Annotated in this window: 14 protein-coding genes and 1 riboswitch; of the genes, 1 reads left to right on the forward strand and 13 read right to left on the reverse strand. The window is 51.9% G+C overall.

Annotation, left to right across the window (positions count from 1 at the left end):
• Positions 1 to 11: 11 nt before the first annotated feature.
• Genes B2589_RS11775 through wecB form a run of 3 tightly spaced genes read right to left on the reverse strand, consistent with a single transcriptional unit; the run spans position 12 to position 3,914 of the window.
• A complete protein-coding gene (locus tag B2589_RS11775; RefSeq protein WP_286816694.1) occupies positions 12 to 1,445 on the reverse strand; it encodes a glycosyltransferase in 1,434 nt (477 codons plus the stop codon).
• Positions 1,446 to 1,476: 31 nt separating this feature from the next.
• On the reverse strand, positions 1,477 to 2,745 hold the full coding sequence (gene wecC, locus B2589_RS11780) for a UDP-N-acetyl-D-mannosamine dehydrogenase (protein WP_286816695.1): 1,269 nt from the start codon (positions 2,743 to 2,745) through the stop codon (positions 1,477 to 1,479).
• Positions 2,742 to 3,914 (reverse strand): non-hydrolyzing UDP-N-acetylglucosamine 2-epimerase, encoded by a 1,173-nt coding sequence (gene wecB, locus B2589_RS11785; RefSeq protein ID WP_286816877.1) that lies wholly within the window; start codon positions 3,912 to 3,914, stop codon positions 2,742 to 2,744. The genes wecC and wecB overlap by 4 nt, the downstream gene beginning before the upstream one ends.
• 269 nt (positions 3,915 to 4,183) lie before the next feature.
• On the opposite strand from wecB, the gene B2589_RS11790 reads away from it, so the two are divergent.
• Positions 4,184 to 5,323 carry a hypothetical protein gene (locus B2589_RS11790; protein ID WP_286816696.1) on the forward strand — a complete coding sequence of 380 codons (1,140 nt, stop codon included), beginning with the start codon at positions 4,184 to 4,186 and terminating at the stop codon, positions 5,321 to 5,323.
• A 14-nt stretch (positions 5,324 to 5,337) separates the two neighbouring features.
• On the opposite strand, the gene asnB is transcribed toward B2589_RS11790, so the two are convergent.
• The 10 genes from asnB to prsR form a co-directional block, all read right to left on the reverse strand.
• The gene (asnB, locus tag B2589_RS11795) at positions 5,338 to 7,212 is read right to left on the reverse strand and encodes an asparagine synthase (glutamine-hydrolyzing) (protein ID WP_286816697.1); all 1,875 of its coding nucleotides are present in this window, start codon (positions 7,210 to 7,212) and stop codon (positions 5,338 to 5,340) included.
• Position 7,213: 1 nt separating this feature from the next.
• Positions 7,214 to 8,170: a glycosyltransferase gene (locus B2589_RS11800; protein ID WP_286816698.1), complete on the reverse strand. Its 957-nt coding sequence runs from the start codon at positions 8,168 to 8,170 to the stop codon at positions 7,214 to 7,216.
• On the reverse strand, positions 8,163 to 9,542 hold the full coding sequence (locus B2589_RS11805; protein WP_286816699.1) for a hypothetical protein: 1,380 nt from the start codon (positions 9,540 to 9,542) through the stop codon (positions 8,163 to 8,165). The genes B2589_RS11800 and B2589_RS11805 overlap by 8 nt, the downstream gene beginning before the upstream one ends.
• Positions 9,532 to 10,164 carry an acyltransferase gene (locus B2589_RS11810; protein WP_286816700.1) on the reverse strand — a complete coding sequence of 211 codons (633 nt, stop codon included), beginning with the start codon at positions 10,162 to 10,164 and terminating at the stop codon, positions 9,532 to 9,534. The genes B2589_RS11805 and B2589_RS11810 overlap by 11 nt, the downstream gene beginning before the upstream one ends.
• Positions 10,161 to 12,746 (reverse strand): hypothetical protein, encoded by a 2,586-nt coding sequence (locus B2589_RS11815; RefSeq protein WP_286816701.1) that lies wholly within the window; start codon positions 12,744 to 12,746, stop codon positions 10,161 to 10,163. The genes B2589_RS11810 and B2589_RS11815 overlap by 4 nt, the downstream gene beginning before the upstream one ends.
• 29 nt (positions 12,747 to 12,775) lie before the next feature.
• Positions 12,776 to 13,705 (reverse strand): phosphotransferase, encoded by a 930-nt coding sequence (locus tag B2589_RS11820; RefSeq protein WP_286816702.1) that lies wholly within the window; start codon positions 13,703 to 13,705, stop codon positions 12,776 to 12,778.
• Entirely contained in the window at positions 13,702 to 15,153 is a 1,452-nt protein-coding gene (locus B2589_RS11825) for an exosortase/archaeosortase family protein (RefSeq protein ID WP_286816703.1), read from the reverse strand. Before B2589_RS11825 ends, B2589_RS11820 begins: the two co-directional genes overlap by 4 nt.
• Before the next feature lie 114 nt (positions 15,154 to 15,267).
• Complete coding sequence (locus B2589_RS11830) at positions 15,268 to 16,035, reverse strand: PEP-CTERM sorting domain-containing protein (RefSeq protein WP_286816704.1); 768 nt, start codon at positions 16,033 to 16,035, stop codon at positions 15,268 to 15,270.
• Positions 16,036 to 16,076: 41 nt separating this feature from the next.
• Positions 16,077 to 16,163, reverse strand: a riboswitch (cyclic di-GMP riboswitch).
• Between the two features lie 191 nt (positions 16,164 to 16,354).
• A complete protein-coding gene (locus tag B2589_RS11835; RefSeq protein ID WP_286816705.1) occupies positions 16,355 to 18,811 on the reverse strand; it encodes a tetratricopeptide repeat protein in 2,457 nt (818 codons plus the stop codon).
• A 46-nt stretch (positions 18,812 to 18,857) separates the two neighbouring features.
• The gene (gene prsR / locus B2589_RS11840) at positions 18,858 to 20,228 is read right to left on the reverse strand and encodes a PEP-CTERM-box response regulator transcription factor (protein ID WP_286816706.1); all 1,371 of its coding nucleotides are present in this window, start codon (positions 20,226 to 20,228) and stop codon (positions 18,858 to 18,860) included.
• Positions 20,229 to 20,258 lie beyond the last annotated feature (30 nt).

A 20,258-nucleotide genomic window follows, 5' to 3' on the forward strand; every position in this document is an offset into this window, starting at 1 on the left:
CTTAAAGAAGCTCAGCGTTGGCTGAGCTTCTTTATTTTTAGTGCAAGACCCGCTGCAATATCTGCAACATCAAATTCGTGCCGGTTAGCGTATCCGGTAAACTCTGCACGATGTTGCTGCCTGAGTTCGCGCAGCACAGAGACCACCTCGTCCGGGCGGGAGGGATCAGCGCAGAGCCCGAGCTCCTTCTGTCTGACCAGTACACTCAACGCGCCGTTGTCCGGAGTTATGCTGATCATTGGTTTGTTCAGTGCAAGGTAGTCATAAAGCTTTGATGGAACCTGGCTCTCTGTGAACGGTTGAATGTTAACCACCGCATCTGCGGTTGCCAGCTCCGCGAGGCACTCCTTGTAAGGCCTTGCAGGCTCGAGCTTCAACGCTCCGCTTTCAAGCAGGTCTTTGTAGCGTTTCTTTATGTCGTAGGCGAGTTGCACTTCACCTATCTGTGTAAAGCGGAATTGCTTTTCCTGCTGTCCCTCTTCGGTAACTTTCTGATTGAGCAGGCGGATAGCGTCAAGTAGTGGTGCTGGATCGCGCACGCCGTACAAAAAGCCGGCGTGATATAGATCCACATACGGTCTTTCTTTATCTGGGGGAGCCGGCGAGCCCGCAAGGTTGAAATCGGACAGGTCGTACCCGTTGGGCATTACGAAGAACCGTTCCGGATTCATTTCGGGGTAACGGGCGAGGAAGGCTTTACGTAGAGGTTCGGTATTCAGAGAAACCGCTGCTGCATGCTCTACAACCTTACGTTCAAGTTTGCCGGCCCAGCCATCCAGAAAACGCCCCTTGGACTGGTGGAAAGGGTTATCCATCCAGGGGTCCCGAAAGTCGACAATGAGAGGCTTGCCGGTTGCCTTGCTGATCATGTATCCGGTTATCAGGCCTGACCATGGCGAGCCGGTTGCGAAGATCACGTCAATGTTCCTGTCCCGAACAAGCTTTTTTCCGGCCCGAGCTGCGGGAAAAATCCATGGCCCGGCCTGATCAGGGAAGTAGCAGAGATCGTAGATGAAATCTTTCAGGCGCTGAAAATGACTGCGGGTATCGGTGTCTTCGGCGGTGGCTTTGAAAACGGAGGTTTGCGTGGACTGCGCCAAACTTTCACTATGGTTGCTGGAAGCAGGCTCCCGTCGAGCCAATCCTTTAAGCGCCTGTCTCATGCCCAGAAGCTTTTTGAAGATATCCCATGGAGCCACCCTGTGTATAACCTCGCCATTTACAGGGAGGCTCAGATGGGCAAGGGCGTTGTCCTGTTCCCGTGTCTCCGCCGGCCCCGTTAATACATGGCACTCCCCGTTGTGAAGGTATCGAAGAAACTTCACCGTACGCATGCTGCCCGGTACTCCGGTACTGATAGTCGGAGGAAAAAAGTAGGCAATAAAAAGCACTCGACGGCCACCGAGATCGCCGGATTGCGTCCTCGTAGGGGTTGCTGATGCCATGGGTATCTATCCTTATCCCTGAAATATCCCTTTAGCTGTGGGTGAGCCCCACAACATCGATCAGTCCGTCCAGCTCCTGTAGCAGGCTGCGAACCTCCATAAACGACGCATGTTTAACCAAGGCGCAGGTAACATTCGCAGTTTGAAGAACCTGAAGCATGGTCGCATGGTGAATGTTCGGCGCCTGAAGCGAAGGCGGAAGCTCTTGAACGTTCGGTTCTACTACAAGAACCTGGCACCCTAAACGGGCGATATCCTGCGTTATGCGTAAAGCGGGGCTCTCCCGCAGATCGTCGATGTCTGGCTTAAAGGCAACACCAAGGCAGGCAACCTTGATATCACTTCGCTGGATTCCCTGTTTTTCTGCCTCGAGTTCCTTGATCGCCTGCTCAACCTTGGTGAGAACCCAGTGCGGCTTGCCGTCGTTGATTGCTCGTGCGGTGCGGATCAGCCTTGCCTGTTCAGGTGCGCTATCAACAATAAACCAGGGGTCAACGGCAATGCAGTGGCCGCCAACACCGGCACCAGGCTGGAGGATATTGACTCTGGGATGGCGGTTGGCAAGCTTGATCATTTCCCAGACGTTGATATCTAACTTGTCACAGATCACCGAAAGCTCGTTAGCAAAGGCGATGTTTACGTCCCGGAAACTGTTCTCGGTCAGCTTCGCCATCTCGGCCGTACGTGCGTTGGTGACAACGCATTGGCCTTGCACAACTTGCTTATAGAGAGTTACGGCCTCTTCAGCGCACTTTGGCGTGATGCCTCCGATAACGCGATCGTTCTCCACCAGTTCCCGAATAACCTGACCGGGAAGAACCCGCTCGGGACAGTGGGCAACCCGGATATCAGAGTTCTCGCCATGGGTGTGGGGGAAGGTTAGGTCGGGGCGCTCCTGTGCCAGCCATTCGCAGACCTTTTCGGTAGTGCCAACTGGCGAAGTGGATTCGAGCACCACAAGGTTGCCGGCCTCCAGGACCTTGGCCAGCGCCCGGGTGGCGCATTCGACATAGCTTAGATCGGGCACCTTTCCTTCTTTGAACGGCGTGGGGACCGCAATCAGGAAAGCATCGGAAGCAACAGGCTCGTTAGAGGCCTTCAGGTAGCCTTCAGTAACCGTCGCGCGCACCACAATGTCCAGGGAGGGTTCAACAATGTGGATCTTACCCTGATTGATTGTATTGACCGCTTTTTCATTGACGTCTACACCAAGAACCTGAAGCCGTCTGGAGGCAAATACCGCTGCGGTCGGCAGGCCGACATATCCGAGCCCCATAACCACGATTCGACTCATACTCATAGCACGACTCCTTTGTGCTGACTGTCGCCGGGAAGACCGTCGACGAAATAATCACCGAGAAAATCGACAATGCGAGAACAGGCCTGCCCATCACCGTAGGGGTTGTGGGCTTTACTCATCCGCTGATAGTTCTCTGAGTCCGTTAGTAACAGGCTAACCTCCTCAACAATCCGCTCCACATCGGTACCCACCAATCGGACGGTACCTGCTGCGATAGCTTCAGGCCGTTCAGTGGTGTCTCGCATAACCAGAACCGGTTTGCCCAGAGAGGGTGCTTCTTCCTGAATTCCGCCAGAGTCCGTTAACAGTAAATAGGCGCGGTCCATCAGGTAGACGAAAGGAAGGTAGTCTTGTGGTTGAATCAGGTGGATGCGCGGCCGATCGGCAAGAAGCCGAAGAACGGGCTCCTGAACCTGCGGATTCAGGTGTACGGGATAAACAATCTCGGTGTCGGGATGGGTTTCTACGATTGAGTTGAGAGCATGACAGATGCGCTCAAAACCGGAGCCAAAGCTTTCCCGGCGGTGCCCGGTGACCAGAATCAGCCGTTTGCCGGGGTCAAGAAAACTGAATTGTTCCTCGAACTCGGATCGCAGAGCAGCACTACCGTGAATTTTCTCCCGCGTAGAGAGCAGGGCATCAATTACGGTATTGCCGGTAACGTAAATGTGCGACTCCGGGATGCCTTCTCTGAGCAAGTTATCCCTGGCCGTGTTCGTGGGTGCAAAATGTAACTGGGTAAGCGCCCCCGTGAGCTTACGATTGCCTTCCTCCGGCCACGGCGAATAGATGTCGCCCGTCCGCAACCCCGCCTCGATATGCGCTACCGGTATCTGCTGATAATACGCTGCCAGACTCGCCGCAAAGGTTGTAGATGTATCGCCATGAACCAGTACGAGATCCGGCTTGAAGGATTGCAAAACCTCCTCAACACCGGAAAGAACTCTTCCCGTAAGCGCAGCTAGGGATTGTCCGGGTTTCATAACGTTCAGATCGAAGTCGGGCTCCAGATCAAAAAGGGCGAGTACCTGGTCCAGCATGTGGCGATGCTGTGCGGTAACGCAGACCCTGGACTCGAACCTTGAGTCTGCCTTTAGGCGTAGCGCCAGAGGTGCCATTTTAATGGCCTCCGGGCGTGTGCCGAAAACGGTGAGAACTCTCATGCCGATGGCCTTCCTTGGAGAGTTATGATTGTTGGCTTCCTGTTACAAAACGTTACCATAATCTGGCTGATAACTGTACAGGCTAGTAGCAGAAACTGTGCGGAAAAATAGATCTATCAACGGCTGTGCGGAAGTTGGAAGGTGGTGCTATGCTTGATACAAAAGTTTACAAATAGGTTGTTGGATGTGCTCTGCTAAGTTGAGGTGATGAGTTGTGATTGGGAAAAGGGATGCAGCCTCAAAACTAAATCAAAGCTATAAAATAGGATGTGACTATGACTTCGAACTACCTTTATTTTTCGGTTCTGTTTTTATCTGGAGCTATGCTTTCAGGGGCTCCGGCATTAGGGGCAGAGCTCGTATTCGAGGAAAGTTTTGATGCGCAAGCAGATTGGACTGGAGGTATGCATCAGGACAGTCCTAGCAGCAGGCTACCTTCGAGGGGAGACATTATTCCGGAGGGTTGGTCTGCTTTACGCGTAGACCCCACGTGGGCCCCGTCAAAAGGTCATCCTGATAGACATGAATCTCTGGAAATTCTGGAGTCAAACGCCGATAAGGCAAGAGGCCGGCAAGGCAAGTCTATGGTTGGATGGAGGGATTCCTATGACCCAGGCTGGAATAGATGGAACTCTGAGAACCTGATGCTAAGGTATCTGCCCGAGCGGGACGAGTATTATGCGGAATTTTGGATCACCTTCTCCGATGAGATGATAAAGACATACTACAATCACGGATTGGGCACCTCAAAGATTTTCCGGATTTATGCGTTCAACGGTGATCGAGAAGATCCGTTCAAGTATTTCTCGGAGGCGACAACTCCCGATTTTTTATGGGGAGTTTCGGGAGGAACGACTTATGGAATGCGAAATAAATTATCTTTCATAGTGAGAGGGGCTGATCTAGCCAATGGGGATGCTCCCGGGATGCCTTATGGTTTGACCGGTAACGGAGATCTATCACTAAGTTATAGCTATTACGATCATATCAAGGAAATGGCTGAAGATGGCCGTGACCCCGTACTTCTGGATAGGCTAAAGGGCGGAACTATCTCCGGGGATGTTTCTCACATTGATCAGGTTTTTGGGAATGAGCGGCATTGGACTAAAGTTGCCTTCTACGTGAGAATGAACAGCAGCCCCGGTGCCACGGATGGGGTTCTCATGCAATGGATCGATGACGAAAGAATCTTTGTTAATGAGTCAATACCTTGGGTTCGGGATGGTTTAAATATGGTAAAGTGGAGTGCGATTGGAATTGGCGGAAATGACTATTTTAATAAGTACCCGAACGAATTAAGACACGAAGAATGGTATGCAATTGATGACTTTAAAGTCTATGATACCATCCCGTTTGATCTGGGTGGAGCTACAAGTGTACTGCCTTCCCCACCTGATAATGTTGAAGTATATTAATAGGCTTAAGGGGGCTAACGTTCAACACTAAGGTTTTTTAAGAGCTTGTTTCTGATATTGTCGTTGCTTTCTTTCAAGAAAAAAAGTTGCCCCCACGCTTCCAAAAGCATTAATCGCGTAAGGAACGATCGGCTTGAATTTTCAGAAAGAATCCGAACTTTTGCATTATCCAAGCCAAAAATCTCAGAAATAAAGGAGTCTTTAAAAAGTTCGGGGTTTATACGCATTCTTTCAAAAGCATCGGTTGGAAACCCGCGTTTCGGTCTGTAGCTTAAGTGTTTTGGGATATAACGCTTTGCAACTTCTCTCAGTATCCATTTGGACATAAGAAATGGGTGTTTCGATTCTTTTGCAGCTTGCAGCGATGGTTTAATTTTATGGTGATAAGGTAAGTTGCAAGCAAATCTAACGCATGCAGGGTCCAGGAATGGGAAGCGAGCTTCTATCCCTGATGCCATACCAAGCATATCATTTCGGTGTAAAAGAGTTCTAAGATGGTAGGTTAAATAATAGAACGTTTTTTTATCTCTTTCACTTATGGAGTAGCTGCTAATTTTGTCAAGTTCTGATCGGATCTCGAGTATTTCTTGTATATTTTCGTAACGTGTAAGTAAGTTAATTCCAGAAGAGGGATCTATTTTTTTGGTATTGAAGAAAACCTTGCTTAAAATAGTGCTTTTTCTTGATAGCCTGGAAATCAGCTCAAAGAATTTATGGAGAGCTTGGATATAGTCCTCTGTTGGAATATGAGAATACCCTAAGAAGCATTCGTCTGCAGCCTCACCAGTTAAAATGACCTTTATATTATTTTTCTTCACCAAGTCAGTAACCCGAATAAATGGTATGCAATTTGGGTGGTAAGAGAAAGGTTGACTATAGTGTCTTGTTACATCGGGTATGAATTTAATGAAATCCTCATCGGTTACTTCAACTACTTCAAGGTCAAGAGTTAAACTCTTGGAAAGCTCTTCCGCGGCTTGTCTTTCACTCTGACGCCCGACAACATCGGAGTGGAAAAGTCTTAAGTCACTGGTATATCTGGATGCGATACTTATTATGAGTGAGGAGTCTACGCCTCCGCTGCAGAGTGCGCCTACTGGAACATCTGAGATCATATGACTTTTTATACTTTGATTAAGTAGTTCATCATATTTATCTATTAGCTCTGATTTTGGTGTTATGATTAATTCCTGATTGTATTCATTCTCCCAGTAAGAGGTGATGCTAAAATATCGAATTATCTGGTGACAGAGGCCGTTTTTGTGTTTTATGTAGTGGCCTGGGGGGAGTATCTTTATGTTATCAAAGAAAGTATCCTGAAAGTGAGTTCCTCCAAAACCAAATAAGTATGCAGAACAGGTGGCGAGATCAGGATTCGACAATCTTGTTTCAACTACTGGCATTTGCTCGGAGCTAAACATTAATTCTTCTGGGGAGTTAGAGTAGTAGAGTGGTTTTATTCCGTGGCGGTCCCTAGCAAGTATTGCGGTTTTTGTTTTCATGTCATAGAAGCAAAAGGCGAACATGCCGCTAAGCTTTTCAAGGTGTTTCTCACCGAATATTATCATGAAGTACAATAGAACTTCTGTGTCACTGTCCGTTTGGAACTCCACTCCATGCGAGATTAGATTTTCTTTTAACTCTAAGTAGTTGTATATTTCGCCGTTGTAAACGATTATGTATCGACCAGTTTTATCAGAAAAGGGCTGATTGCTTCTGTTGTTTACATCAATTATAGAAAGTCTTGTGTGTGCGAGTCCTATACCTTTATCTAGAAAAAATCCTGTATGGTCTGGCCCGCGATGTGATATCAGTTTCGCTCCGGTTATCAAGGCTTGCTTGCTTGGAACGACTGAGCCATTGCAAAGTATTCCGTATATTCCGCACATGTTAGATTGTACTCCGAATATTTTTTTTGTTGAGTAAGGAAGTTGCTACGTTGCGAGAGCGCCCGATAATATATAAAACATCCAAGCTGTAACAGATTAGTGCTTCCTTTGGTGTTTTTGGTGGTCGTTTAGCTCTCAGAAACCTTTTTATAGTAAAGATGGCAGGTATTGTAACTACCATTGTTGTTGACGTCAGAAAAAGTCTGGTTTCGTGGAGAGTTAAGGATATGAGGGCAGTCAAGAACGACATTATCCAAATTAAAATTAAAATGAAAACTGGGTCAGCGAAGCTCTTGAACCCCAGGGTTTTGTAGTACGAAGAGTGCCAAATCTGTCGGCGAATAAAATCCTTTACTGTTTTTGCGTTGCCCCAGTGCGTTACACTGAATTGACTTCGTATTTCGACCGATAGCCCGAGTGACCTTGCGCGATAGGATAGATCCGAATCCTCACCGGAAGCCATTTCGTCATTGAATCCGGATAGTTCGATAAAGTGAGATTTTTTGATAATAATTGAACAGCCAATTAGCTCTTTAGGTAGGGCTGGAAGTTTGCCCTTTGTGAGGAGCCAGTGACGTTCAATCCAGTTAGCATTTGGCGGAAGTAGTGCTGCCCCACCAAAAATTTTATCTTCGTCTTGTTGTATTGCGATATCCGCCCTGGATAACCAGCCTCTGTCTATTGTGCAGTCTGAATCTATAAACACTAGTATGGCTGCTTCTGATTCTTTTGCGCCGATATTTCTTGCTCCTCCCACTTTAGTGGTGTTAGGTGCAATGACTGTTCGGTCTGCATGGGTCTGCGCAATATCCAAGGAATTGTCCGTGGAACCGTTATCAACTACTATTATTTCGTAGTATTTTCTTGGATAGTCTTGGTTTTCTATAGATTCTATGCATCTAGCAAGGTTGGCCTGTTCATTCAGGCAGGGTATGACTACAGAGATTCTTTTAGTCATTCAGGTTCGACCTTCTCGAGATTACGGATTTGAACTTTCCATTTTTGCTTCTCGGTATGCGGTCTGTGTAGGCGAAGTCTATTCTTAGACCAGTTCCAATTCTTTGCTTTAGATTTTCTCTGATTTCATCTTCTTGATATTCCTGATAGTTTTCTGTGGGAACGATGTGCACAACTAGATCGAATGTTGGCAGCTGTTCCAATTGGGCCTCGACGACGTTAGAGATTCCTTTTAATATGTGATCCAGTCTTCCAATTCTGCGTTGGTCATGGGTTTCGATGTAGTCATCAATGCGCCCTAAAACTGAAGCGAATCTATTTATAAACTGATCTCTAACGTTTTTATTATTTTCAGATATTATTAAGTCATTGGTCTCATACCTAAGCAATGGCATCGTCGTATTAGTAAGAGTTGTTGAAATTATTTCCGATGAGTCGGCCGATGATCTTGGCAAATTTTTTTCAGCTAACCCTATTATTGGGTTAACCTGATATTGGCCTGTTTTATCCTGACCGGCGAATATTACATACTCTGCAGTGCCATAGTAGTCAAATACGGTTGAGTCAAACGCAGTTTCGATTTTTTCGCGTTGCCAGTCGATTAAGGTTTCAGAGTTAGTGACGATCGCCTTTGGTTTAAAGGTTGGTTTTATACCGGCTCTTAAATAATGGCTAGCAATCTCTGATATTGCAGATGGGTAACCTATTATTTCTTCTGGTGAAAATACTTCGAGATCTCTTTTATAGTCCGAAAAAGTTTTATTATTTAGGTGGTAACTAGAGTAAATCCTTTGATTTTCGGCACGGTTGAAGCGATAGAATGGTGGTTTCATACTATCTGGCCGCTGAATCATTCTACCGGCGAATGTTGCCCGAGGAGCCCCAAAATTTACCCCGTGATATTCCTCGTGATCTACTAATAGCGCCATTGCTAGTTTGTATGTTGTTTCGTTAACCTGAAGTGCCAATGGCGTACCGGTGCTCCCGCTGGTGTGCTGAATCATGTAGGGCTTTTGCCTCGGATCCCGGAACTCGGCGGCTCTTTGCTGGACGGTTTGTTTGTCGAGAGTGGGGATCTTCTGAAGATCCTTCAGTGAAGTGATATGGTTTTCATGAATTCCGTATTCAGAAAACAATTTCTGATAATAGGGAATGTTTTGCCTGCAATGTTTCACCATCTCGTGCAGGCGCTCGCTTTGGTAATCTGCTTTTTTCGCTTCAGACCACTCTCGCGATTCCCGGACCAGCTCTCTCAGCTCGTGATACATCCCCGTGTATCGTCTCCGGTAAAGTTTGTAGCCCATTGCTGATACCAGAACGTTCTGGAGCCACACGGGAGATGCAAAATAAAGGGCTTCAGCTCTACTGGTCATTGCTAGTCACCGGTGTCTGAGGAGTTTGCAAGTTAAACCTGTTTTTCAGAGGTTTTGCTGGGTTCCCCGCGAAAATATCTCCGCAGGCTGATGGGCGGGTCACTACGCTACCCGCTGCAATCAACGTCTTGTCCGCAAGATCAGTCAATACGGTTGCGTTATTTCCTAGCCAGCAGTCCCTTCCGATCCGAACCTTCTGGAACGCGCCGCCTTGTTCTTGTATTGGGGTGTCGGGATCACTAAACCGGTGCTGTTTATTCCCGCTGAGGATGTGAACACCGCTACCAAGCAGCGTGTCTTCACCAATTTCGCACATTCCAATGTTGCACTGTGGGCCGATGTACACCCCGCGTCGGATCGTGGTGTTGCGGTGGGAGAAAATAGTGAGAAAGCCGACCGAAATGTCATCCGAAGTGTCTGCGCAAGCAAGCCTGTAAAAGGCAGCCCGAATGTAGCTTCCGGTTTTCCCGGGGAACAGGCTCAGAAACTGTGAGAAAGACTGAAAAGTGCCGTCACTTCGTCCGCCCCAACTGAGAAGCCAGTACACGCAGAACAAGGGGAGCACCAGCACCAGAAAGAGGTTCTTGATGGTGCGTTTTATGGTTGATCGCAGAGCCATCATCGGTTCATCCTTGCGTCCAGCCAAGCCCTTTCTCTGGCGGGCCGAAACTGGGTGATGCCCAGGCCGATACGCTGGATAATCCGGGCAGCAAGTTGCCCCCAGGTCAATAGCGGTCGGCCTGCAAAGTGGTCGCCGGCGCTGGATGCTGTAACGTGCTCTGTTGGATCTTCGTATTCTGAATGCTGGGGGCCGTAGTTCTGGGCCAGGATGATCAATATTCGCGAGAAATTCTTCTCGGGGCTGTTATCCAGCGTCCGGCAGGCTTGTTCCAGCCAGGTTCGTGCTGTCTTGCGATAGCCTTCCGCTTCGATGCCTTGAGTCAGCTCGGCAGCGTTAAACAGTAGCATTGCTTTGCGGATATCCTGCGCGACCCAGGTGTCGTTGGCATACTCCAGTTGCTCCCGCTCCTGCAGGAACGGGCGCTCGTTTGCCTGTATCCAGGTGGCGTACTTCAGGAAGGCCTCGTGAGTGTACAGGTAGTTCTCATCAATCTGCTGATACTGCCGTTTGAGCCAAAGGAATCGGGCAATAGCAGATAGGAGAATCAGGTAGGACCAGCCGATCTCCACGTCCAGTAGGTTGCGAGCCATGATGTCATCGCCCGGATGGATTGTGTCCCGTATGACTTGCCCGGCCTTTTCCAGCCAGCCGTTGTCGGGTTCCAGAATGGCCGCATCCACCAGCGCGGTCAGGTAATTTCCGGTGCCGCGGGTAAATGGATAGCGGTGGGTATTGGGCTGTTCACCCCGAACCAGGGCTTTCATTTTGGGCACTTCCTGCTTCTTGACTGCCAGTAACTGGGCAAGCAGTCCCCGGCTGCCGTCGTGCAAGTTCACCATCCATTGGGTCAGGTCCAATACGGCAGTGCGTGAATCCGGCTGCCCCGTCATCAGGTAGTGGTACATCAACCCAGTGGTGTAGCAATGCTCCGCAGCCGGTCCACCTCCTGTCTGCCCAGGAGTGCTGCTTGTATCGTTATGCCGCGAAAAAGTCCGATGTGTCGATGTATGCGCTGGCAGATAGTGGTCCGTATGCCAAAACAGCCCGTTGTTATACTCGGCCCGGTCTTCATTTGTATGGTAGATATCAATATCCGTTACGTGCTTTGCCAGGTCATCCATGAGTTCGAACCACCGCCGGTCTCCGGTGAGCGCGAACTGGCGGGCGAAGCCATAGATGGCATCGTACTGGTTGTTGTAGTGGGAGATCAGTGGCGCTTCGCCAGGCGGCTGGTACAGGGTTTCATGGTCCGCGAAAATGTCACCGAAGTTGCGCCAGCCGTACTCATCAATCACTTCCCGTTTCTGGAAGAAGTTGGAAGGGCCGTCCAGCCCTTCCTGGATCAGGGTATCGAGCGCATCTTTGTCTGCATTGGCTTTGAACCAGGGGAATGCACCGGTTGACTCGTAAACCTCAGGGGCCAGGCGCGGGCAGAGTGGGGCGTAAGCCCATGTGAGGTCGCCGATATTTCCATAGGCCATCAGGTGGCGAAGAGTTTTTCGTTCGCCACCCTGGAGTTCGTAGCTTTGGTTGTCGGACCGTGCAGGGAAAAGGCCGACAATAATTTTCCCTTTTTGGTACCCAATGCTGCTGGGGAAGTTTTGCCAGAAGGTTGGCACGGCCAGCTGAATTGATTGTCTGTCACTCGTTATTGATACAAGAGGGTTTGAGCGATCTCCTGCCTGTTCCAGGGCGTTCTCAGAAGTTAGTTGATATCCACGATATAGGGTTGTCTGGTCACCATTACTGTCAATGTGGTTGAGACTATTCCAGTTTTCGCCACCAGATGACTCCTGATAAAGCTCGAAATCTCGCAAAAAAAATGCAGACTCGGAAGCGTTCAAGGAGTCGGGCTGAATGCTGGCTTCTTGTAAGCACCCGGTTTCGGTAATCAGCTCCAGGCTACGAAAATACACAGAGCCCTCGTCACCCAAGTCCCATAGGCCACCGGGGTGCCTGGCCCGCTTCGGGTTATGGATCTGCATTTCAATGTTCGTGAGTCCAGTCTGGAGATAGATGCGCAGTCGGCAATTGAAATCTGCAAGGCGTGCTTCGTCTGCTGTAATCCAGTGGCCGCTAAGCGAGGCTTCAGCATAGACGGGGTTCTGGTGCTGTATTTCCCAGTCGCCATTAGTAGCCGGGTGGCACGGTAGCCCGTCTTTGGAGGTGAGCTTTGCCTCGGTTCTTATCGGTGAAGTTGCCCCGAAAAACTCCCAGGCCGGCTGGCCCTTATGAAGCAGCAAATCACCAGCCTCAGTTTCAATAGCCCATCCGCGCGATGTCTGCGTAATGCCCGTGGCGGATGCTTTGGGTGAGGGCTGTTCGTAGACTGTCAGGGTCTCGATCTGGCGGGGGGGCAGGCTGTAAAGAAACTCGGCAAGCACCCAGCGAACACTGCCGTCCGGCCAATGGCATAGCGATTTGAAAGCTGCAGGCACGCTGTTGCCGTTGGCATCATTTACCCGGAACGTTGTTCCTGCCGGGTACTGGCCTTTGGCAAAAGGAATCCCTACAGAGAGCGGCTCGCTTACCCTGTGAATTCCGGATTCTTCCTTGAGGACAATATCAACCGATGTTGCCATTTCACACCTAATTCCTTTTATACAACACGCTAAAGCTGGCGCTTAATCCATCGCATTCCGGCCCTGGTTATCTGGCTCATCTCGATGTTCGAGTTCCAGGACAACAGGTCTCTCATATAGTGCTGACCTTCAAGATGCGTGAGGTAATTATAGGCCATGTTGCACTTGAAGTATGGGGTTTCCGTAGCCTGCATTGATAACCCGTAGCCATTAAGGAATACCGATGGCAAGTGGCCAAGGCGTCGCCTGCGGGTCCGGTTGGTGTCAGCAATCGCATAGAGGCTGCTATACATGCGGGTCACATCTTCATAGTTGCCAGACACCCGTGTCTCACCGAAATCCAAAACGTGAAGCTGACGGCTCTGATCAATAAGAACGTTATAGACAATGAAGTCCCCGTGAACCCTGCAAACGAAAGCTCCATTGTCAGCCAGAAAGGTCTGGGTATTCAGTTTCTCCAGAACAGGCAGAAACCTGGCCTCGATTTTGTCCAGTAACCGCTCGGGCAGAAGCTTTTCCTGCCGGATGTCCCGAATCTTGCGTTCGGTTGCGTGCAAGAGCCAGGCGGCTTTCGAGTTATCTGCGTCGTGGCTGGCTGAGGTTCTGTGGTAAAGCGCCAGCCATTGTCCAAGTTCTCCGACTCTGGAAAAAATCGTCTGCGGATCATTGAGGCGGTGGCCTCTCAGCCGGCCTAGCAAGTAAGTTGCATTCCAGAGCGTGTGGAACAGTTCATCGCCGTGAACGCGTTCGGTGGTGAGGGTGTTGGTGGCCGTATCAAAATCCACCAGGCGTATGGGGCTGACGTTTTCTGTGGCAACCTCTAGTTGCAGGCACCTTTGCAGCTCTCCGGCTTCGTCGGCCAGGCTCCGCTCACGGGTATGCTTGCGGTAAACCTCATTATTGATGAACCCGGTGCTTCTCGGGTTGATCTTGGCAGTGCCAGCATTACTTTGGTTCATTGCGAGCTTGCCTTGTTCTCTGGTGGTAACGGGCTCAGGCTAATGGTGTTCTGGGCTGCTCCCACGTTTTCGATCGCCCGGTTACATTGCCTGGGCTCACACTCCGCCATCACTGAAACCAGCGCAAACCGGCTTGCTCCACTTAATGTAGCCGGGATCTGCCATAACTTCGCATCGCGGTAGCTTTGGGCTGCGTAATCCCCAACCTGATACCACTGCAAAACAGCCACCTGCTGTCTGCCAACGCGGTTCTGATAGATTTTCACCTGCCCCTGGGTTTCTTGAACCAACCACTCCTCCGAATCAATGGGCGGCCGAAGGTAGGGCACCAGCTTATGATCGGTAGCGGCAGAGCGCTCACTTTGTGCCACTGATAGCCAGGCACCATCCGGCGTTGCCCAAACTTTGTGGTCGAGGTTATCCGGGAGCCGCAGCTGAAGGGGCAATTCGGAGGGCTGGCCGGGAATCATAGCCGCATTCGGTGGCGCCCAGGGGCTGGTTTCGTCACCGGAGAGTTGAACCACGTTGAGGGCGACCGGCCCCGCTATCAGGGCGACTAGAACCGCGAATAAACCTTTGCGTGAGAGTTGCTTTGCATCGGGTGCATTGATTTCTGTCCGGCGCTTTACCGGCGCGAAGTAGAGCGCAGGCAGAATAAAAACACCGTAGATTACCCAGCCCATCAGTTCATGGTCGGTCAGCAGTTCACTTTGCATCTCGGACTGATAGCCGATAACGACCAGAATGAAGATTCTCACCCAGTTGGCAATCAACCCGAGAACCATGGCAGCGGCCAGGAAGCACAGCCATCCTCGCCAGCGGTAGTCATTGAGGATAGACATCATGGCGGCGAGCAAGATGGAAATGGCAAAGTAGCGAATACCGGAGCAGCCATCGGCAATGACCAGGCGGCCATAGGGCAGGGTGATGCTGTTGCCTTCAATCAATGCGGTCATCCCGAACAATCGAACCCAGTTGCTCACCACGGCGCTGGCAATGGCGACCAGGGCGGGAATGACATCCGCCCAGATCGGCAGAGAAAGGGCGAGCAGGATAACGTAGGGAAGCAAGCGCAGCGCTCTGTGAAAACCCAGCAACGTCCAACTGGTGGCAAGCAGGCCGGCGGGTAGCATCAGATAGGTGAGGGTGTCTATTCTGACCAGCTCAAGTAAGGCCCAGACAAGCGTGGTGACTAACAGAATCAGGATGCCGGTTACCTGAAACCTGGATGCTGAAGGGGCTTGCGTATTGGTCGGCAACGGAGGGTGGATCAAGAGAAGCGCTACGTAGATAACCGCGGTGGCCAATCCATGGGCCAGTACCTGCTCAAACTCCAGCCATTCTGATGCCAGCCTTATCCAGGTTGGATAGAACAAAACTACGCTGACTGCAGTTACGATCAGGTACGGCAGGGCATAGGGCAGGTTGTCTAATGTCTTCCTTAACATCTTCTGTCCACCGGCATTGCTACAGCTTCAGAATACCGTTGTTTGTGACGACATAAAACAAATGTGCGCACAAAAAAGCCAGCCGAAGCTGGCTTTTCAGAAAGCCTAAGAATATCAGGCTTTTTGGCGACGACGGGCGGCACCAAGGCCGGCAAGTCCGAGGCCAAGTAGGGCGAGGGTGCCGGGTTCAGGTACCGGCACTGCGGATTCAAGGAACAGTACAAAGTCGTTGAAGTCCATGTCGCTGCTTGCGTAGGATTGGTCTTCCCAAGCTAAGATCCAACCATCCTTCCAATTGGTAGCACCGAAGACAGATCCGAGGTCTACATCATCACCCTTACCTTGGAATGCAACCATCTGCTGTTCATCATTTGGGTTTAGGGCATTTTGTGAATAGAGCGTGTATCCTCCCTGTCCCGCAATCGTAAGGAAGAAACCGAAGGTGTCGCCACCGAACTGGATCCCTGTGAAGTCCTCGGCGTTTTCACCGTCATACACTTTGCCATCGTCGGCTACGCCGAACACCTGACCTGTTCCTACACTGTCCGTCGCAGTGTCAAAAAGGGTGTACCGCTTGTTAAGGTTAAACGGGTCATTTGGATCATAAATGCCAACAGAGGTTAAGCCGTCGGTTGTGTTACCTGCGATCGAGGCTACATAGCGAGACTGGGTAGTGCCCGATTCAGTATTTTTCCAAAGGCTTGACGGTGTTGCCTGATCGGTTTGAACGTTTACTGAGCTGTCTCCGTCAACTGTAATGTCATTGAGGATAGTCTGTAGAGACTTCTCCCCATTTGCCTCATTGGTCTCAATGTAGACAGCGTTGGCCGCGGTTGTCCACGCTGTTAGCGCTATTGCAACAGTAATAAGTTTGAGTTTCATGGGTCTTCTCCGGTTGTGAAGCTCTAAATCCCTGTAGTTCGCTTTGCAACCAGGCTGTCTCTTCGGATACTGACCAGAGATCCTTGGCTTTCCGTCCCATCCTCGCGGGTGGTTTGGCTCCTGACCGGGATAAAACCCGATCTTCTCCTTGTATTAAGCGATTATCGTGCCAACCAGCTAACTGACTGAATTTCCGTTGAATTTCTTTGGCAGCCAAGAGACGTATGTAAAAGTTTTCGACAACCCAAAAAACAGGGCCGGTGCTTATAGCGATCCGGCCCTTCTGGTTCGTGTGGCAGAGACGTTTTGTCAGGATTTCTTACAAGGCTTTCCTGGCACTCTCCAGGTGGCTGGTGATGTCTTCGTTACCCGGCGCCAGTGCCAGCGCTTTTTCCAGGGTGGTGACCGCTTGCTGGTGGTTACCGGCCAGGTGCAGCACCCAGCCATAGGTGTCCAGTACGGCAGAGTTTTGGGGGGCCTGTTCACTGGCTCTGCGCGCGAGCTCCAGCGCCCGTTCGGTATCGTTTTCCCTCAGCAGCCAGGCCAGATTGTTCAGGGCAGCGATGTTGTTGGGCTGCTGCTCCAGAACATAGTCATAGTGGGTGGCGGCCAGCTCATTCTGGTTGTTGTTCATCAGCCAGTCGGCTCGGGCCAGGTTGGCGGCAATGCTTTGTGGTTCATGGTCCAGCCATTGGCTGGTGATTTCGCCTCGGGCTTCCGGGCCCTGGCTGGCTGCCAGGCGGAGCAGGGTGGGCAGAAGGGCGGTTTCCTTGCGTTCCTGCCATTGTTCCTTCAGGTACGTCCAAGCTGCTTCGGGTCCGTTTTGGGATTCCAGTATGGATGTCCTCGCCAGCACGGTTGCCGTAGTTACGCCGAGGTTGTCTTCCACGGCTTGCAGTTCTTCCAGCGCTTGCTGATGCTTGCCCTCAGCCTGCGAAACCCCCACGGCCAGCAGGGCCAGACCCTGGTTATCAGGTGCCAGGGCAACGGCTTCTGCCGCTTTGGCCCGGGCGGTCGGGTAGTCTTCTGCCTGAACTGCTGCGCGGGTTTCTGCAACCAGTAGCTGGCCAAGCAGGCGGTTTACGGCAATGGTCTCGGAGGTTTGCTCTTCTCCCAGCAGGGTGCGCACTTGCACCAGTTCTTCGATGGCCCGCTCGCGGTTTCCGGTGCGGGCCAGAATGGCGGCCAGTGCCAGTCTGGGTTGTGCCATTTCAGGGTGTTGCTGTGCCAGCTTTTCTATCCGCGCGGTAGCGGCGTCGGTATCCCCAAGGCGGCTGTCCGCCAGGCTGGCGAGTAGCACTGCCTGGGGCATATCGCCGTAGCCATTAACCAGTGAGTCCCTCAGTTCCTTAGCCTCGGTTTCTTCACCGCGGGCCAGCAACACATTCATGTAAGTGCCGGTGGTGTGCCAGTCTTCCGGCTGGGCGGCGAAAGCCATTCGCAGTTGGCCCAGTGCCTGCTCGGGCTGGTTGTTGCGCAGGTAGTGCTGGGCCAGGGCCAACCGCAAACGAGTGCGTTCGGGTTCGTTGCTGATGGCTTTGCTCAGGCTGGCCACTCCGTCACTTTCCTTCCCGGGCAGGCTCAGGGCCAGAATGCCGTGCATGGCAATGATTTCGTTGTCGTCCGGCCGGGCCTGCATGGCCCGTTCAAGTGTTTTCAGCGCTTCTTCCCGTTCGCCCTGGTCGATTTGTGCCATGGCAGCGGCGCGCAGGAAGGGGGTTGGTGTGGTTTCAGGGTCAAGGTTCTCGGTCAGCAAGCGAGCGCCTTCATCCAGCTCGCCGGTGCCGGTTTCAAGAGCCCCGAGCATCAGGGCCGCCTGCTGGTTTTCCGGGTCCAGCTTCAGCATGTCCCGGAGAATGGTTTTGGCCTGGTCGACGTTGCCTTCACGTAGCGCCGCTACCGCAGCTTCGCCTTGCTCCCGGGCACCGGAATTCTGGTTGTCGGCCAGAATTTTGTTGTAAACCTGGGCTTCGGTAATCTTGCCCTGCTCGGTCAGCACCCGGGACAGTGCCGTCAGTACTTGCCGGCGCACCGGCAGGAAAACATCAGACGTCGGCATGCTGCCTGCGGCGTTTGTCAGTGTGGCTGCGGCGTTTTCCAGGTCGTTCTCCCGGTATTGGGCCATGCCTTTCCAGTATTGCACCTCTGGCTCGGGCTGGTTTCTCGCCATCCAGTCATCGGCGCTGCGGATGGTTTGTGAGGTCTGGTTCAGGTCCATCTGGGTTTTCAGGGTGCCGGTCACGGCATCCAGGTTCGACGGGTTGTTGTCCATCAGGCTGCGATACAGGGACAGCGCTTCAGCCTTGTCTCCGGACAAGCGCAGGGTTTCAGCGCGAACCAGCGACGCCCGTAATTGTTCCTGGGGGTTGGAAGCATTGTGAAGGGCCAGGGTCTCGGTGGCTGAAAGGTGTTTGCCCTGGTTTACGTAGGCTTCGGCCAGTGGAATGGCCACCTGTGAGGCATGGTCTTTCAGCCAGGGTTCCAGCAGTTCGGAGGCCTGCCGGGACGCGCCTATCTGCAGATACAGTTCAGCCAGGTGGACGATATGGCCAACGTTATCCGGCTCTGCCTGTACCGCGTTTCTTACTTCCAGCAAGGCGGACCGGTACTGGCCCTGGTCTGCGTAGGTTTCAGCCCTTGTAATATGGGACGTTGCCTCGTTGGATGTGCTCTGGTTATTGCAGCCAGTCAGAACCGGTAACGGCAGCAGCAGGGCGCCGGCAAGTAGCAGTGTTGTGAGCCGAGGCTTTGTTAGATTATTTGTTGTTGTATGCACGGTATCTGCTCCTTGATAACGATAGGCAAAATAGCGGGTAAATGGGTCAGGAGGCGGGCGACTCCGCCGAGGTTTCTATCCTGTATTTGTCGGTGAGGTTGTACAGGGTGGGGCGCGTGACCCCCAGTAACCGGGACGCCTGGGACATGTTGAACGAGGTGCAATGAAGAGCCTGGAGAATGGCTTGTTTCTCGGCTTGTTCCCGTACCTGTCTCAGGTTCAGCTGGTTGACCGATTCACCCTCGCCAGTGCTTAACTGCAGGTCGCCGGCGCTTACCCGTTTTCCATCGGCCATGATGATGGCGCGCTTCACCTTGTTGATCATTTCCCGGACATTGCCCGGCCAGGCATAGCTGGTGATGGCCTGCACGGCGTCTTCCGAAAAGCTCAGGTTTGGCCGGTCCAGTTGCTTGCCCAGGCTTTTCAGTAACGACTGGGCAATTACCAGGGCGTCTCCGTCCCGCTCGCGCAGGGCGGGTACATCGAGCGTTATCTCGCTGATGCGGTAATAGAGATCTTCCCGGAATTCTCCCTGTGTAATCAGTTCCTGAACGTTCCTGTGGGTGGCGCACACTACACGTACGTCCACCGGAACCGGCTTTACCGAGCCTACCCGGTCAACAACGCGTTCTTGCAGGAAGCGCAATAGCTTGGCCTGCAGAGCCATGGGCATATCGCCTATTTCGTCCAGGAACAGGGTGCCGCCGTTGGCGCTTTCGATTTTTCCCTTCTTGGCCTGGGTGGCGCCGGTGAAGGAGCCTTTTTCAAAGCCGAACAGCTCGCTTTCCAGCAGGTTTTCAGGGATGGCTGCACAGTTGATGGCGGCGAAGGGCTGGTCTGTCCGGTGGCTCAGATCATGCAGGGCCCGGGCCAGCAGTTCCTTGCCGGTACCGGTCTCGCCGGTAATCAGGGTGGTTACGTCGGTGGGGGCGACTTTCTCGATGGTTCGGCAGATCTCCATCATTTCAGGACTGGCGGAGACAATCCCTTTTATGCTGGCGCCGTTGGTCTGGCCGATGAGTTCGCGGTTTTCCTGTTCCAGCTCTGCCAGCCGGAAGGCCCGGTTAACCACAAAGGTCAGTATGTCGGCGTCCAGGGGCTTCTGGTAAAAGTCCGAGGCGCCCATACCGATCGCCTTTACGGCGTTTTCCTTGTCTTCCCGGCCTGTCACCACAATCACCTTGGTCATCGGGGCCAGCCGGAGGATCTCTTCCAGAAGGGCAAAGCCCTCGGAAGCACCACCAGCGTCGGGCGGCAGGCCAAGGTCCAGTGTGATTACCTGAGGTTCCATGCGGCGCAGCGCAGTCAGTGCGGAATCGCGGTCAGCCGCAACCGAAACCTCGATTTGGTCACTGAAGCACCAGCGCATCTGGCTTTGCAGTCCGGGGTCGTCCTCTACTATCAGTAGTCGCTTCACAACAACAATCAATCCTTTGTTTGTCTCTTG

The sequence above is a fragment of the Marinobacter sp. UBA3607 genome (assembly GCF_002375525.1).
Classification (GTDB): domain Bacteria; phylum Pseudomonadota; class Gammaproteobacteria; order Pseudomonadales; family Oleiphilaceae; genus Marinobacter; species Marinobacter vinifirmus.